Below are 14,518 nucleotides of genomic sequence, written 5' to 3' on the forward strand. Positions count from 1 at the left end.
GCGTCCCAGGCGCAGGCGGTCGTTGGCCGCCTTGCGGGTGATGCCGAGGTTGTTCGCTGACCAGTCGGCGGCGTCGCGGGATCCGTCGACGGTGAAGGCTCGGTGGTCGTCGATCAACCGCAGCACCTCGCGTTGTTGGTGCTCCAGCGCCGACAGGCCCCGCTGCAGCCCCTCGGCGGCCGCTCGGAGACCGGCGGCGTCGAGGCGAGCCCATTCGCCGTCGTTGACCCCGAAGTGCGCCCGCACGGTCGACAACAGCGCGTCGACCAGCACCGCCGACCCGGCAGCAGGGCGAGCAGCAGTCGCAGCGCGCACACCGGACGACCGGGCACCGAAGGGTCCGGCACCGGACGACCGGGCACCGGAAGGTGCGGCAGTCGAGCGTCCGGCACCCGAGGGTGCGCCGTTCGAGGGTCCCGGGGTGGACGAACCGGGTGACGACGCCAATGTCTGGTCGGCGGTCGCCGCACCGGCTGGTGTGCTCGTGGTGGCTTCCCCGACGGCCATCGCCGTGCTCCTCGACCTCGAACGAACGGGCGGGCACCGACTCGAGGAGCGGCCCCGAAAGGGGAAGAACCCGAACTGTAGTACGACGAACGCCAGTTCGCAACCCCCACGGGGAAGTTCTCTTCGACCGGCCCGGATCGGGGAACCGGGGGTTCGGCGTCCCATCCACCCGTCGACCCCTCGACCGCTACCCGTCAGCCCGACCTCCGACCTCCGACCGCCGACCGCCGACCCCCGACCCCCGACCCCCGACCCCCGACCGCCGACCGGGCACCGGGTCAGCGGGCGCGGGCGTCGGTGACGAGGTCGGTGAGGGTGGCGCCGGGGCGGCCGACGAGGGTGCGCACGCCGTCGGCCTCGAGGCGGGCGGCGGTGGCGGCGGCGTCGTCGGCGACCTCGGGCACGGTGACGGTCAGCACGACGAGGTCGACGGGGTGCTCGGCGCCGAAGCGCACGAGCTCGTCGGGGGGCATGTCGGCGCCGAGGTGGTGGACGCGCCAGTTGTCCTCGCGCAGGGCGGCGGCGGCCATGGAGGTGGGCAGGGTGTGGGTGTCGCCGGAGAGGGCGGCGACGACGGCGGTGCCGCGCCGGCGGCCGCGGGGGGTGGGGTGCTGCTCGCCGAGGATGCGGTCGACGATCGCCGCGGCGCGGTGCTCGACCCAGATGGGCAGGCGGCCGTCGTGCCACTCGGTGCCGATGTGGCGCAGCCCGGGGGCGATGACCTGTTGGATGGCGTCGGTGAGCGGCACGCCGTCGCGCACGAGCCCGTCGACGAGGGAGCGGGCGGTGCGCTCGTCGCCGTCGAGCAGGGCGGTCTGCATGCGGGCGGCGAGGTCGTCGAAGCCGCGGCGGGGGCGGCGTCGGGGTGGGGGAGCGGGCCGGGTGCGCTCGTCGGCGAGGCGGGCCACGTCGGCGGGGTCGAGGAGGTAGCGGCCGCCGACCCGACGGGCCGGCAGCGTGCCGGCGCGAACCCACTTGTAGGCGGTCTGGTAGTGGACGCCGAGCTGCTCGGCGGCGGTGGCCAGGTCGACGGAGTCGCTGTCGCTATCGCTGTCGCCGTCCACGACCCCCGACGCTACCGCACCGGCGAATTGGGAACTGAACGGGAATAATTAGAACTAAACAATGCTGAAACGGTGTGGCAACCCGAAATGCTCCCAAGGAGATGCTCATGCCACTCGAACTCAGCCAGGGTCAGTACGACCTGGTCTACAACGCCTTCTCGTTCACCATCGCGGCGATGGGTGCATCGCTGCTGCTGTTCCTCCTGATGCGCAACCAGGTCCACGTGACCTACCGGATCGCCGTCACGATCTCCACGCTCGTGGTGGCCATCGCCCTGTACCACTACCTGCGGATCTTCAACTCGTGGGCCGACGCCTTCACGTTCACCGACGGCCGGTTCGTCCAGGACGGCCCGCCGTTCAACGAGGGCTACCGCTACGTCGACTGGCTCCTCACGGTGCCGCTGCTGCTGGCGGAGCTGGTGCTCGTGCTGAAGCTGGCCAAGGACACGACCCGCAGCCTCATCATCCGCCTCACGGTGGCGGCGGTGCTGATGATCGGCCTCGGCTACCCGGGCGAGATCGCGGCGGCGGATTCGGCCACCCGCACGGTGTTCGGGATCCTGTCGACGATCCCGTTCCTCTATATCCTCTACGTGCTGTTCGTGGAGCTCGGTCGGTCGCTCGACCGCCAGAGCCCGCGGGTGCGCAAGCTGGTGGACGCCCTGCGCTACATCGTGCTCATCACCTGGGGTGTGTACCCGCTGGCCTACATCGCCCCGTCGGTGATCAGCGACGAGGCCACCGCCGAGGTGGTGCGCCAGGTCGGCTACTCCGTCGCCGACGTGCTGGCCAAGCCGCTGTTCGGGATCCTCATCCTGTCCATCGCCCTGACGAAGTCCCGTGCCGACGACGAGCTGGTGGCCGAAGGGCTGCCCCGTGCGTCCGAGGTCGACAGGGTCTGACGGTCCCCCCGGTGCGGCCCCGGTCCGGTCCGTTCGCCGGACCGGGGCCGTGCACCCGCCCCATCGGCCCGCCCGGGTGCTCCCGGGCCGGCCGTCCCCTCCTCCCCGGCTCGTCACCGAGCCGCCCTTCCCGATCGGAGCCCACCGATGAACGTCACCCAGCTCGTCCCCACCTCGCCGCTCGACCGTCCGTACCCCGAGCTCGAGGGCCGCCCGTTCTTCGCCGAGACGTGCACGTTGCTGCGTTGCGTGCGCGACCACGACTTCGAGACGCTCGCTGCGTTGTGTGACGACGACTTCGGGATCGTGGACGTCGATCCGTCCGGCGGGTCGGTGGCGGTGCGTTCCCGTGACGAGTGGGAGGGGTGGTTCGGTGACCTCTTCGCCACCCTCACCGCGCTCGACGCCGACACCGACAGCGAGATCCTGGCCTATGACGCCACGATCGCCGACGACCTCGGGTTCTCGGTGCTCGAGTTCCGCCAGACCCTCACCGCGGCTGGTCTCACGGCGACGTTCGACTGCATCGCCACGATCGTGTGGAAGTCGACGCCCGACGGCTGGCGCGAGGCCCGTTGGCACGCGTCGGTGCTGAGCGCTGACGTCCCTGAGGGCCTGCGGGCGGCGAGCTGACCAACCCGGCGCCCCGGCCGGCCCGCCTCCGCTCCCGGGCGATGCCGGCCGTGGCGCCGCAGGTGGTTCGCCAGCTCACGACCAGGTCGTGATCAGATCAGGGGCGGGTCCGACGGACCCGGATGGGGCCCTTGGCGGTGGAGGGGTCGACGACCTTGCCGCCCTGGGTGATCTGGACCTCGCCGGCGGCGACGAGGCGGCGGGCGGCGGAGCGGGCCGGTTCCATGAGGTCGTGCCACCCGTCGGGGTCGACGGCGCGGGCGGCCTCGCTGGGGCAGATGGTGGCGGTGGCCGCGCGCTGGTCGAGCAGCGTGCGGATGGCCTCTTCGAGGGCGGTGTCCACGGGCCGGACCCGCCGCCGCCGGCACCGCTCGGAGCAGTACCGACGCTCGTCCCAGTCCGCCGCCCACGCCTTGCGCCAGGTCATCGTCCGCCCACACGAGGCGCACGTCTTGGGCTCGGGGGTCATGACGGGAGCCGGATCTGGTGGCGCCAGGCGCTGAAGGAGGCCAGCGACCCGGAGGGCGGGCGGACCAGCCACGGCCACGGGTGGGTCTCGACGACGTCCAGTCGTCGTGCCCGGGTGCGGAAGCCCGGCACGGGGGCGTGGGTGACGGCGAGGCGACGTCCGGCGAGCACGGCGACGGGGTCGCCGACGGCGACGGTCAGGTCGCGGGTGGTGCCGAGCTCGGCGAGGGTCTCGACGAGGAACACCAGCCGCTTGGACGACAGGCGCAGCCGGGCCAGCAGCGGCTCGTCGAACACGAAGACGACCGGGAGGGCGGGGTGGGCGGCGAGGGCGGGGTCGTCGTTCCCCAGCGATTCGGCGGTGAGCCACACCGTGTCGGCGACTCCGGTGGTCTCGACGGTGTCGGGACCGGCGGTGAACCCGGGGCGGGGGTCGGCACGCAGGGCGGCGGGGCGGTCGACGGCCCGGTGGGCCGGGGGATCGGGCCACTCCTGGATCGGGCAGCGGTCACGGTGCGGGCACTGCCCGCAGAGCCCGGGGGCCCGCCGCTCGACCTGGCTGCGGGAGAACCCGTAGGGCTTCGACGAGCCGATGCCGGTCGTCCACTGCCAGCCGAGGCGGTTGGCGGCGCGTGACCCGTCGAGCAGGTGGGCGAAGAAGCGGTCCTCGCCGTCGCGCCACGGTGCGCCGTGGCGGACCGACCAGTGGCTGGCCATCCACATGCGGGTCTGGTTGACCAGCCAGCCCCGGGTGTGGAGCTCGTCCATCACCATGGCCACGCAGGCCAGGTCGGTGTCCCACGGGTCGGTGCTCTGGCGTGCCGCCGTCTCGGTCGACGCGCCGGGTGCGGGCGGGGTGAGGTCGCGGCGCAATGCCCGGCCGGTGCGGGGGCCGAGGCGGGCGTAGAGGTGGCGGCCGTACTCCTGCCAGAGCAGCTCGTCGCGGAACTTGGCGACGTCTCGGGCCGGACCGCCGGCCACGTGGTCCCACACGTCGCGCAGGCCGAGGAGGCCGTGGCGGATGTAGGGGGAGAGCTGCGACGCGCCCCGGGCGGAGGCGGGGGCGACCTGGTTGCGTCGTGCCGCGTACCCGGTGACGTCGAACGCGGCGAGGGCGGCGTCGGCGGCGGCCTGCCCGCCCCGGAACCCGACCGCACCCCGCACGTCGTCGCACACGAGGTGGCGGAGATGGCGCGCGACGAACGGCACCGCGGTGTCCTCACCGGTGGCGGGGGCCGGCACACCCGTCGAGATGTCCGCGGCCATGAGATGGAGTGTTCCCGACCGCCAGCCGGTCGGCCGAGTCGTGGCCGCGGTGCCGTCGGGGTCGCGGCGGCGTCGCGAACCCGGCCCGCCGTATGGCGCGTGCCGGCAGGTGATGCTGGAGCTCGCCCCTGACGCCGTGGTCGACTTCGAGGGTCCTGGGGAGCGGGTCCGGCGAACCGTCCGAGAGCTGGTTCCCGGTCCGTTCTCGCCGGCAGTGCTCGATCCGCGGGAGATGCTCCACCAGCTCCACGTGGGGCGTGGGCCTCGACTCCGGCTGGCCTTCGGTGTCGGCTGTCTGAGCCCGAACGCCGAGCCACAACCGACACCCTCACTAGCGTCCCGGCCATGACCATGGACGACGCGTGGGCCCAGCTGGCCGCAGCGGTGGCGTTCGCCGTCGAGCGGATCGAGCACGACCCTGACCCGCTGAACGAGCGGGAGGCGGCCGACGGGCACCAGTACGTGATGCGCATCCTCACCGCGGTCAGCGAGAGCTCGCTGCTGACCTTCGACCCCGAGCGGCCGGCGTTCCTGCCCATGCTCGAGTCGGTCCGCCACCTCGGTGCCGCCGGGCCCGACATCGACTACGACGTCGCCCTGGTCCTGCCCGACACCCCCTACCGGGTGACCGGCACCCGTGGCGGGGCCACGTTCGTCGGCATCACCGTCTACGGCACCACCACCGACACCGGCGCGGTCCGCATCGTGGACTCCGTCGACGTCGACGACCTCGCCGCCCCCGACGGCACCTTCACCTACGAGCTCTCCCACCCCGACGCCGCCCGGGTCATCGTGCGCCAGTACTTCCACGACCGCGCCACCCAGGCCCGCGGCCACTGGACCATCGACCCCGTCCACCCGACCGCATCCGCCGAGGCGACCCGGCCCGCGCCCGCCCCCGTGCGGCCCACCGTCGTCGGCGTCGAGGCCCGGGTGGCCAACGCAGCCCGGTCGATCCGTTGGAACGCCCAGCTCAACCGGCTGTGGACCCCCGAACGCCGGGCCACCCCCAACACGTTCGTGCGCCAGACCCCCGACGACATCGCCGCCGCCATCCCCAACCCCGACGTCATGTACTCCTTCACCTGGTGGCACGTCCCCGCCGGCCAGGCCCTCGTCGTCGAGCTCACCCCACCAGCCACCGACTACTGGGCGCTGCAGGTGTGCGACCGCTGGTTCCAGTGCTTCCCCGACCGCCGCACCAACCTCAACGACCGCCAGGTCGTCCCCGAGGCCGACGGATCGGTCCGCCTCGTCCTCGCCGACGGCGACCCCGGCCACCCCAACTGGCTCGACACCAGCGGCCACCACGTCGGCACCATGTTCTTCCGCTGGCTCCACGCCGACCCCGCCGACCAACCCCGCTGCCGCCTCGTCCCGACGGCCGACGTCCCCGCCCTCGCCCGAACGTTTCCCTAGGGGCCGAGGAGGTCGAGCACCGACTGGGCGACCCACCAGCGCGACGGGCGGCCGGGGCCGGCGGGGATGGGGCCGAGGTCGACCAGCACGCCCAGCCGGGTCAGCTCGTCGAGCGCCGTGCGTGCCGTCGGCGCCGACACGTCCAACAGGCCACGCACCGAACCGGTGGTGAGCGCCGGGTGCTCGAGCAGGAACGGCACCAGCCGCCGGGCGGCGGCATCGGCCCGCAGGGGAGCGACGGCGTCGTCCCACCCCGCCACGACCTCGCGCACCGTGCCCAACGCGACCCGAGCCCGGCCCGCCGCCGCCTCCACCGCCTCGGCGAACCACCGCACCCACAGATCGATCCGGCCGTCCTGGAACAGGTGCAGCCCCGACAAGTAGCCGCCGATGTCGCGGGCCATCACCAACGACACCGGCGGCGGCACCCGCACCGGGATGCGTCGGGCCAGCACCCACCCGACCAGCACCCGCCCGAGGCGGCCGTTGCCGTCGGCGAACGGGTGGATCGTCTCGAACTGGGCGTGCACCAACGCCGCGGTGGAGACCGCGTCGAGCTCGGAGCCGTTGGCGAAGGCGATCAGGTCGGCCATGCACCCGTCGACCAGGTCCGGCGGCGTGCCCACGTGCCGGGCCACCAACGGGTTGGCGCCCCCCACCCACACCAACCGATCACGCCACGACCCAACCAGGTCGGCGGCGAGCGACCCGTGCCGCATCAACCGGGTGTGCCACCCGTGCAACCGCTCGGTGGTGAGCGGCGCCGTGTCGGCCACCGCCTCGTCCACCACCGCCAGGTTGTCGGCCACCCACGCCGCCGTCTCGCCGACCGCCGCAGGCTCGGCCCGGGCCACCGCCACGTCGGCGACCGGGGCCCGCACCCCCTCGATGGCCGACGACGCCACCCCCTCCGAGCGCAACAGCAGCCGCGCCGCCACCTCCAACCCGCCGCCGGCCAGCTCCCCGGCGACGAGCGTCTCGGCCCGGGCCCGCTCCACGGCGCGCACCGTGCGTTCCGTCCACTGCCACCGGCGACCCACCAACGGCTCGGGGAAGGCGGCGGCCACCGTGCGCCCCTGCCAGGCCACCTCGACGGTCCGCATCGCACGCCACCCTTTCCCAACCCAGCCAGTTGAGAAAGTTTAGCGGCCGTTTCCCTTCTCAACCCGCGGTGGTCGAGCCTCGGCGGCGGCCGGCCCGGTCGGGCCCCCGAGGGTCCCGACCCGGCCGGCCGTGGCCGCAACGCCGCCGGCGCTCGTCCGGGTCAGGCCGGGGCGATGGTGGACTCCTCCTCGGAGACGCCGTGGGTGACCTCGACCTCGCCGAGCGCCGCCTCGAGCTTCTCCACGCCCTCGGCGGGCAGCGTGGTGGTGATCACCGTCGCCATCCCCGAGTAGCGCTTCATCTCCTCGAGGGCCTTGTCGGCGTTGACGTGGCTGACCAGCACCGCCAGGTACACGTTGCCGGGTTCGATGTCCTGGCGGAGCTGCTTCACGAAGTCGTCGGAGATCCCGGTGTCGACGAACTTGGCGATCAGCGCCGCCGTCCCCGCACCGATCGCCATCCCGATGACCGGGACGAACAACAAGATGCCGAACAGCAGACCCCAGAACGCACCTCCCCACGCGGCCTGGCCCGGCGAGGGATCGGTGGTCTGGACGACCTTGATCTTCCCCTTGTCGTTCTTGGTGACGAACACGGCGTCGCGGAGCAACAGGGTGCCTTCCCCCGTCATCCGCTGCAGCGCGACGAGCATCTCGTCGGCGGCCATCTGGTCCTTGAACCCGAGGACCACCAGGGACTGCGGATCCTGCTCGGCCATGGGAACGGCTCCTTCGTGTGCGGTGGGCGACGAACGAGGCGAACAGTACGCGGCCGTCCCCGACGAGGTCAGCTCGAGCAGGACAGTTGTGAGCACCCCACCCGGTCGCGGGCCCAGTCGGGGCGGCGCTCGGCGAAGCGTTCCCGTCCGGGCTGGTCGTCGTAGGGGCGGCGCAGGACGTCGAGCAGCTCGTGCAGCTCGCCGAGGTCACCCGCCTCGGCGGCGTCGATGGCCTGTTGGGCGAGGTAGTTGCGCGGCACGAACAGGGGGTTGAGGGCGTCCATGCGGGCCCGCCGCTGGGCGTCGTCGAATCCGCCGGCCACCACCCGGGCACCCCAGCGCCGCAGCCACGCGGCCAGCGCCTCGGCCACCTCACCGGTCATCTCCTCGGGCCGGTACCAGGCCGCCGCCAACGGCTCGAGCAGCGCCCGGTCCGGCAGCGAACCGTCGGGGTCGACCGGCACGTCGGCCAGGTCGCGGTGGAAGCGCACCTGGTCGATCTCGGTGCTGGTGAGCACCGCGTACAGGCCCTCCACCAGCTCGTCGTCGCCGTCGGCGGGCGCACCCCACCCGAGCCGGGCCGCGGTCATGGTCCGGAAGCCGTCCGAGTACGCCCGGGCGTAGCCGTCGAGGCCCTCCTGGAGCGGGTCGGGGTCGTCGGTCAGCGCGATGAGCACGTTGGCGAGCTGCAACAGGTTCCAGTGCACCACCTGGGGCTGGGCGCCGTAGCGGTAGCGGCGGGTGCCGGCGTCGGTGGTGTTGGGCGTCCAGCCGGGGTCGAAGTCCTCGAGCCACCCGTAGGGCCCGTAGTCGATGGTCAGCCCGAGGATCGACATGTTGTCGGTGTTCAGGACCCCGTGGACGAAGCCCACCCGCATCCAGTCGACGACCAGCTCGGCGCTGCGCCGGCACACCTCGGCGAACAGCGCCGGCACGTACTCGGTCGCAGCCGCGCCCCAGGCGGGGGACAGGTCGGCGAAGTCGTGGCGCACCGTGTGGTCGACGAGGCGACCCAGCAGGTCGATGTCGTCGCGCGACGCCGGGAGCTGGAACGTGCCGAAGCGGGTGAACGACGGCGCCACCCGGCACACCACCGCGCCCGGTTCGGGGGCCGGCCGGCCGTCGTAGAGGATGTCGCGCACGACGTCCTCACCGGTGGCCACCAACGACAGCGCGCGGGTGGTGGGGATGCCCAGGTGGGCCATCGCCTCGCTGCACAGGTACTCGCGCAGCGACGAGCGCAGCACCGCCCGCCCGTCGGCCGTGCGGGAGTAGGGGGTCGGCCCGGCGCCCTTCAGCTGGAGCATCTGGTGGCTCCCGTCGACGGCGACGACCTCGCCCAGGGCGATCGCCCGCCCGTCGCCCAACTGGCCGGCGAAGCTGCCGAACTGGTGGCCGGCGTAGGCCATGGCGAACGGGTCGGCGCCGGTCGGCACCCGCGACCCCGAGAAGACCGCCGCGAAGTCGTCCGAGTCGCACACCTCGGCGCTCAGTCCCAGCAGCCCGGCCAGCTCCGGCGACCAGGCCAGTGTGCGGGGGGCGGCCACCGGGGTGGGCCGCACCCGGGAGTACGCCGCGCCGTGCACCTGGCGCCGGCGGTTCTCCGGGTCCGGGTCGGCCGGGAGGTCGCGGGTGAACCGGTTGTCGAAGGCGAGGCGGTCGAGGTCGGTGACCGGGGCCGTGCCGGCGGCCTCGGAGGGGGCGATGGCCATGCCGGGCACGGTACCGGTGCCGGTCGCCGATCGGGATCGGCGCGACCGGGATCGACGGTCGGGCACCGCGGGCCCGGGTCCTATGCTCGGCCGATGCCCGAGTTCGAGACGGTCCTGTACGAGGAGCGCAACGGCGTCGCCTGGGTGACGTTGAACCGCCCCGAGGTGCTCCACGCCTTCAACCTGAAGATGCAGGAGGAGCTGTCGGCGATCTGGAAGTCGATCATGCGCAACGACGACGTCAACTGCGCGGTGCTCACCGCCACCGGCGACAAGGCCTTCTGCGTCGGCATCGACCGCTCCGAGACCATCGGCAACGAGGAGATGCAGCAGGGCAAGAAGCCCGGCTACGTCACCCAGTGGTGGTACGACGACCCGGGCCACCACCTCGGGCCGAAGTCCAACGAGCTCTGGAAGCCGGTCATCGCCGCGGTGAACGGCATGGCCTGCGGCGGGGCGTTCTACTTCCTCGGTGAGGTCGACTTCGTGATCGCCGCCGACCACGCCACGTTCTTCGACCCCCACGTCACCTACGGCATGACGGCGGCCTACGAGCCCATCCACCTGCTCCAGAAGATGCCCCTCCAGGAGGTCCTGCGCCTGGCCCTGCTCGGGGCCCACGAGCGCATGTCGGCCCAGAAGGCCAGCGAGGTCGGCCTCGTCACCCAGGTCGTGCCCAAGGAGGACCTCGAGGCCACCGCCACCTGGGCCGCGGAGGCCATCGCCTCGGCTCCGCCGCTGGTCGTGCAGGGCACCCTGCGGGCGATCTGGATGGCCCAGGAGGTGCCCCGCAGCCAGGCCATCGAGCTCGGCTACCTCTACACGAACATCGGCACCGACCTCGATGTCCTCCAGGACAACCAGGCCGAGTTCGCGGCCGGCCGTCGGGTGGAGTGGCGCCTGCGCTGACGGCGTCCGGCCGCCGGGGGCGCCGCCGCCCCGTCTCAGCGGGTCCGGGGCGCGCCCGTGGCGTCGGGGTCGCCGGTCGCCGCCCGCAGGCGACGCAGGGCGGCGGCAGTGCGGTCGAGCTCGGCCCCCGACAGGGGGAGCGCCGCGAAGACCTGTTCGTTGAGTGCCTCCGTGGCGCGTCGGGCCAGCCGGCGACCCTTCGGCGTGACGCGGGCCAGGGTCGTGCGTCGGTCCCCGGGGTGGGGGACACGCCGGACCAGGCCTTCGCGCTCCAGGCGGTCCACGGCGTTGGTCACGCTGGTCGGGTGCACCTGCAGGCGGGCGCCGAGCTTGCCGAGGGGGAGCTCGCCCCTGGCGGTGAACGACAACAGGGCGAGGGCCTCGAAGCGGGCGAAGGTCAGCCCGAGCGGCTCGAGCACCTCGTCGACCGCGGCGAGGACGAGCTGGTGCACCCGCATCACCGAGGTCACCACCTCCATGCCCGGTGCGGCCTGGTCCCAGCCCCGCTCCTCCCACTGACGGCGGGCTTCGGCGATGGGGTCGAACCCGAGCGTTCGGGGGTCGGCGCCTCGCTCGACCATCAGACGTTGCGGCGGTAGCGCCCGCCGACCTCGTAGAGGGCCTCGGTGATCTCGCCCAGGCTGCAACAGCGCACGGCGTGCATGAGCTCGGCGAAGACGTTCTCCCCGCGCAGGGCCGCCTGTTGCACCCGGGCCAGCGCCGCGGGGCGGTCGGCGTCGTGGCGGCGCCGGAAGTCGGCCAGGCGCTCCAGTTGGCGGTGCTTCTCCTCGTCGGTCGACCGGGCCAGCTCGAGCGGCCGGGTGGCGGCGTCGCCCTCGGCCTCCTCGTTCGTGAAGGTGTTGACCCCGACGATCGGCAGCGAGCCGTCGTGCTTCATCTGCTCGTAGCGCATCGACTCGTCCTGGATGCGGCCCCGCTGGTAGCCGAGCTCCATGGCCCCGAGCACGCCACCCCGTTCGCTGATCCTCTCGAGCTCGGCCAGGACCGCCTCCTCGACGAGGGCGGTGAGCTCGTCGATGACGTAGGAGCCCTGGTTGGGGTTCTCGTTGGTGGCGAGCCCCCACTCGCGGTTGATGATCATCTGGATGGCCAGCGCCCGTCGCACCGACGACTCGGTCGGGGTGGTCACCGCCTCGTCGAACGCGTTGGTGTGGAGGCTGTTGCAGTTGTCGTAGACGGCGATGAGGGCCTGCAGCGTGGTGCGGATGTCGTTGAAGTCCATCTCCTGGGCGTGCAGCGACCGGCCCGAGGTCTGGACGTGGTACTTCAGCTTCTGCGCCCGTTCGCCGGCGCCGTAGCGGTCCCGCATCGCCACCGCCCAGATGCGCCGGGCCACGCGGCCGAGCACCGTGTACTCGGGGTCCATGCCGTTGCTGAAGAAGAACGACAGGTTGGGGGCGAACGCGTCGACGGCCAGGCCCCTGGCCAGGAACGACTCGACGTACGTGAACCCGTTGGCCAGGGTGAAGGCGAGCTGGGAGATCGGGTTCGCGCCCGCTTCGGCGATGTGGTAGCCGGAGATGGACACCGAGTAGAAGTTCCGCACGTCGTTGGCGACGAACCACTCCTGCACGTCGCTCATCAGCCGGAGGGCGAACTCCGTCGAGAGGATGCAGGTGTTCTGGCCCTGGTCCTCCTTCAGGACGTCGGCCTGCACCGTGCCTCGCACGGTGCGCAGCGCCTCGGCGCGCACCTCGTCGGCCTCCACGGCGGTCGGGGGGCGACCGTGGTCGGCGGTGAAGCGGTCCAGACGCTGGTCGACGGCGGCGTTGAGGAACATGGCCAGGACGGTCGGCGCCGGCCCGTTGATCGTCATCGAGACCGACGTGGCCGGGTCGCAAAGGTCGAACCCGTCGTAGAGGACCTTCACGTCGTCGAGGGTGCACACCGACACCCCGGCGTTGCCCACCTTGCCGTAGATGTCGGGCCGTTCGGCGGGGTCGCAGCCGTAGAGCGTCACCGAGTCGAACGCCGTCGAGAGGCGGGTGGCGGTCAGCCCGGCCGACAGCAGGTGGAAGCGGCGGTTGGTGCGGAAGGCGTCGCCCTCGCCGGCGAACATCCGCGTCGGGTCCTCGTCGTCGCGCTTGAGGGCGAACACGCCGGCGGTGAACGGGAACCGGCCGGGCAGGTTCTCCGAGCGCAGGAAGGTGACGAGGTCGCCGTCGTCGGCGAAGGCGGGCACGGCCACCCGGGGGACCGGCGTGCCCGACAGCGACGGGCGGGCGTGGTCGGGCCGGTGGAGGCGCTCGACGACCTCCGGCCACCCGGCGATCTCGGCCCGCACGGCGTCGGGAACGGCGGCGCGGGCCGCCTCGGCGGCCGCGGGGAGACCGCCCGGGTCGGCCCCGAGGGCGGCGAGGTGGGTCTCGGCCCAGGTGAGGCGCTGGGCGGCCCGGGCCGCCTCGGCGAGTCGGGCCGTCCCGGCGTGGTGGGCGCGCACCGTGGCGGCGATCTCGGCGAGGTAGCGCACCCGGTCGGGGGGCACCACCACCGTCGTCCGGGACGACGCGCGCGTCGTGACCGGGTCCAGCCGACCCTCGGTGACGGCGAGACCCTTCGCCGCGAGCACGTCGCGCAGGTGCTGGTAGAGGGCGGTCACGCCGTCGTCGTCGAACTGCGCGGCGATCGTGGCGAAGACCGGCAGCTCGTCGAGGTCGGCGGTGAACAGCCCGCGGTCGCGGGCGAACTGGCGGCGGACGTCGCGGAGCGCGTCGGCCCCGCCGCGGCGGTCGAACTTGTTGACGGCCACGACGTCGGCCAGGTCGAGCATGTCGATCTTCTCGAGCTGGCTGGCCGCCCCGAACTCGGGGGTCATCACGTAGAGGGAGGTGTCGACGTGGTCGACGATGCCGGCGTCGCCCTGGCCGATGCCGGGGGTCTCGACGATCGTGAGGTCGTACCCGGCGGCGCGGCAGGCGAGGAGCACGTCGTCGAGGCAGGAGGGCACCTCCGAGCGCCCGGAGCGGGTGGCGAGCGACCGGAAGACGACACGCCCGCCGTCGATGGCGTTCATGCGGATGCGGTCGCCGAGCAGGGCCCCTCCGGTCCGTCGACGGGTGGGGTCGACGGCGATCACGGCGATGCGCAGGCGATCGTCCTGGTCGAGGCGGAAGCGCCGCAGCACCTCGTCGGTGAGCGACGACTTCCCGGAGCCGCCGGTGCCGGTGATCCCGAGCACGGGCATCGTGCGGTCGGCGGCGGCCCGGGCCAGCTCGGCTCGGGTGTCGGCGTCGACGGCGTCCAGCTCGAGCGCGGTGATCATCCTGGCGAGCGATCCCACCTGCCCGGCGGCGACCGCCTCCACGGAGACCTTGGGCCCCTCGGCCAGGGGGTCGACGTCGGACTCGCGCACGATCACGTTGACCATCGCCGCCAGGCCCCACCGTGCCCCGTCCTGGGGGGAGAAGATCCGGGCCACCCCGTAGCGGTGCAGCTCCTCGATCTCCTCCGGCACGATCACGCCGCCGCCCCCGCCGTACACGCGGATGTGGCCGGCGCCACGCTCACGCAGCAGGTCGACGAGGTACCGGAAGAACTCGACGTGGCCGCCCTGGTAGGAGCTGACCGCGACCGCCTGCACGTCCTCCTGCACGGCGGCGTCGACGATCTCGGCCACCGAGCGGTTGTGACCCAGGTGGATCACCTCGGCGCCCTGGCTCTGGAGGATGCGGCGCATCACGTTGATGGCGGCGTCGTGGCCGTCGAACAGCGACGTGGCCGTGACCACCCGCAGCGGGTGGGTCGGGGTGTGCAGCTCGGTCACCGGAACCGTCCCTTCCGTCGCCCGTACGA

13 protein-coding genes and 1 pseudogene are annotated in these 14,518 nt (G+C 72.9%); 4 read left to right on the forward strand and 10 right to left on the reverse strand.

Annotated elements, in window-relative coordinates:
• The coding region (locus MUE36_13990) for a hypothetical protein (protein MCU0312041.1) at positions 1-273 on the reverse strand (273 nt) is incomplete at its 3' end.
• A gap of 512 nt (positions 274-785) precedes the next feature.
• Positions 786-1,571, reverse strand: coding sequence for a helix-turn-helix domain-containing protein (locus MUE36_13995; protein ID MCU0312042.1), 786 nt, complete (start codon positions 1,569-1,571; stop codon positions 786-788).
• A 107-nt stretch (positions 1,572-1,678) separates the two neighbouring features.
• On the opposite strand from MUE36_13995, the gene MUE36_14000 reads away from it, so the two are divergent.
• Together MUE36_14000 and MUE36_14005 are read left to right on the forward strand one after the other, a co-directional pair.
• Positions 1,679-2,476 carry a bacteriorhodopsin-like gene (locus MUE36_14000; GenBank protein ID MCU0312043.1) on the forward strand — a complete coding sequence of 266 codons (798 nt, stop codon included), beginning with the start codon at positions 1,679-1,681 and terminating at the stop codon, positions 2,474-2,476.
• Between the two features lie 147 nt (positions 2,477-2,623).
• The gene (locus tag MUE36_14005) at positions 2,624-3,109 is read left to right on the forward strand and encodes a nuclear transport factor 2 family protein (protein MCU0312044.1); all 486 of its coding nucleotides are present in this window, start codon (positions 2,624-2,626) and stop codon (positions 3,107-3,109) included.
• Between the two features lie 97 nt (positions 3,110-3,206).
• Here the strand turns inward: MUE36_14005 and MUE36_14010 are convergent, their stop codons facing one another.
• Positions 3,207-3,578: a DUF2256 and DUF3253 domain-containing protein gene (locus MUE36_14010; GenBank protein ID MCU0312045.1), complete on the reverse strand. Its 372-nt coding sequence runs from the start codon at positions 3,576-3,578 to the stop codon at positions 3,207-3,209.
• The gene (locus MUE36_14015; GenBank protein MCU0312046.1) at positions 3,575-4,843 is read right to left on the reverse strand and encodes a hypothetical protein; all 1,269 of its coding nucleotides are present in this window, start codon (positions 4,841-4,843) and stop codon (positions 3,575-3,577) included. The genes MUE36_14010 and MUE36_14015 overlap by 4 nt, the downstream gene beginning before the upstream one ends.
• Before the next feature lie 345 nt (positions 4,844-5,188).
• Here MUE36_14015 and MUE36_14020 point away from each other — a divergent pair, with 345 nt between their 5' ends.
• On the forward strand, positions 5,189-6,262 hold the full coding sequence (locus MUE36_14020) for a DUF1254 domain-containing protein (protein ID MCU0312047.1): 1,074 nt from the start codon (positions 5,189-5,191) through the stop codon (positions 6,260-6,262).
• Here MUE36_14020 and MUE36_14025 read toward each other — a convergent pair.
• From MUE36_14025 to MUE36_14040, 4 genes and pseudogenes are all read right to left on the reverse strand, one after another.
• Positions 6,259-7,365 (reverse strand): Fic family protein, encoded by a 1,107-nt coding sequence (locus MUE36_14025; protein MCU0312048.1) that lies wholly within the window; start codon positions 7,363-7,365, stop codon positions 6,259-6,261. The two genes, MUE36_14020 and MUE36_14025, sit on opposite strands and share 4 nt — an antisense overlap.
• 161 nt (positions 7,366-7,526) lie before the next feature.
• Positions 7,527-8,084, reverse strand: a complete 558-nt coding sequence (locus MUE36_14030; GenBank protein MCU0312049.1) for a DUF1269 domain-containing protein — start codon at positions 8,082-8,084, stop codon at positions 7,527-7,529.
• Positions 8,085-8,152: 68 nt separating this feature from the next.
• Positions 8,153-9,796 carry a YdiU family protein gene (locus MUE36_14035; GenBank protein ID MCU0312050.1) on the reverse strand — a complete coding sequence of 548 codons (1,644 nt, stop codon included), beginning with the start codon at positions 9,794-9,796 and terminating at the stop codon, positions 8,153-8,155.
• Positions 9,745-9,860, reverse strand: a pseudogene (locus MUE36_14040) (polymer-forming cytoskeletal protein). The gene MUE36_14035 and the pseudogene MUE36_14040 overlap by 52 nt, the downstream one beginning before the upstream one ends.
• A gap of 29 nt (positions 9,861-9,889) precedes the next feature.
• Between MUE36_14040 and MUE36_14045 the strand changes: the two are divergent.
• Positions 9,890-10,705 (forward strand): enoyl-CoA hydratase/isomerase family protein, encoded by an 816-nt coding sequence (locus MUE36_14045; protein MCU0312051.1) that lies wholly within the window; start codon positions 9,890-9,892, stop codon positions 10,703-10,705.
• A gap of 35 nt (positions 10,706-10,740) precedes the next feature.
• Here the strand turns inward: MUE36_14045 and MUE36_14050 are convergent, their stop codons facing one another.
• The gene (locus tag MUE36_14050) at positions 10,741-11,286 is read right to left on the reverse strand and encodes a MarR family transcriptional regulator (protein MCU0312052.1); all 546 of its coding nucleotides are present in this window, start codon (positions 11,284-11,286) and stop codon (positions 10,741-10,743) included.
• Positions 11,286-14,489 (reverse strand): methylmalonyl-CoA mutase family protein, encoded by a 3,204-nt coding sequence (locus MUE36_14055; protein MCU0312053.1) that lies wholly within the window; start codon positions 14,487-14,489, stop codon positions 11,286-11,288. The genes MUE36_14050 and MUE36_14055 overlap by 1 nt, the downstream gene beginning before the upstream one ends.
• Positions 14,490-14,518: the final 29 nt, after the last annotated feature.

The organism is Acidimicrobiales bacterium (assembly GCA_025455885.1).
GTDB lineage: Bacteria > Actinomycetota > Acidimicrobiia > Acidimicrobiales > Acidimicrobilacustridaceae > Rhabdothermincola_A.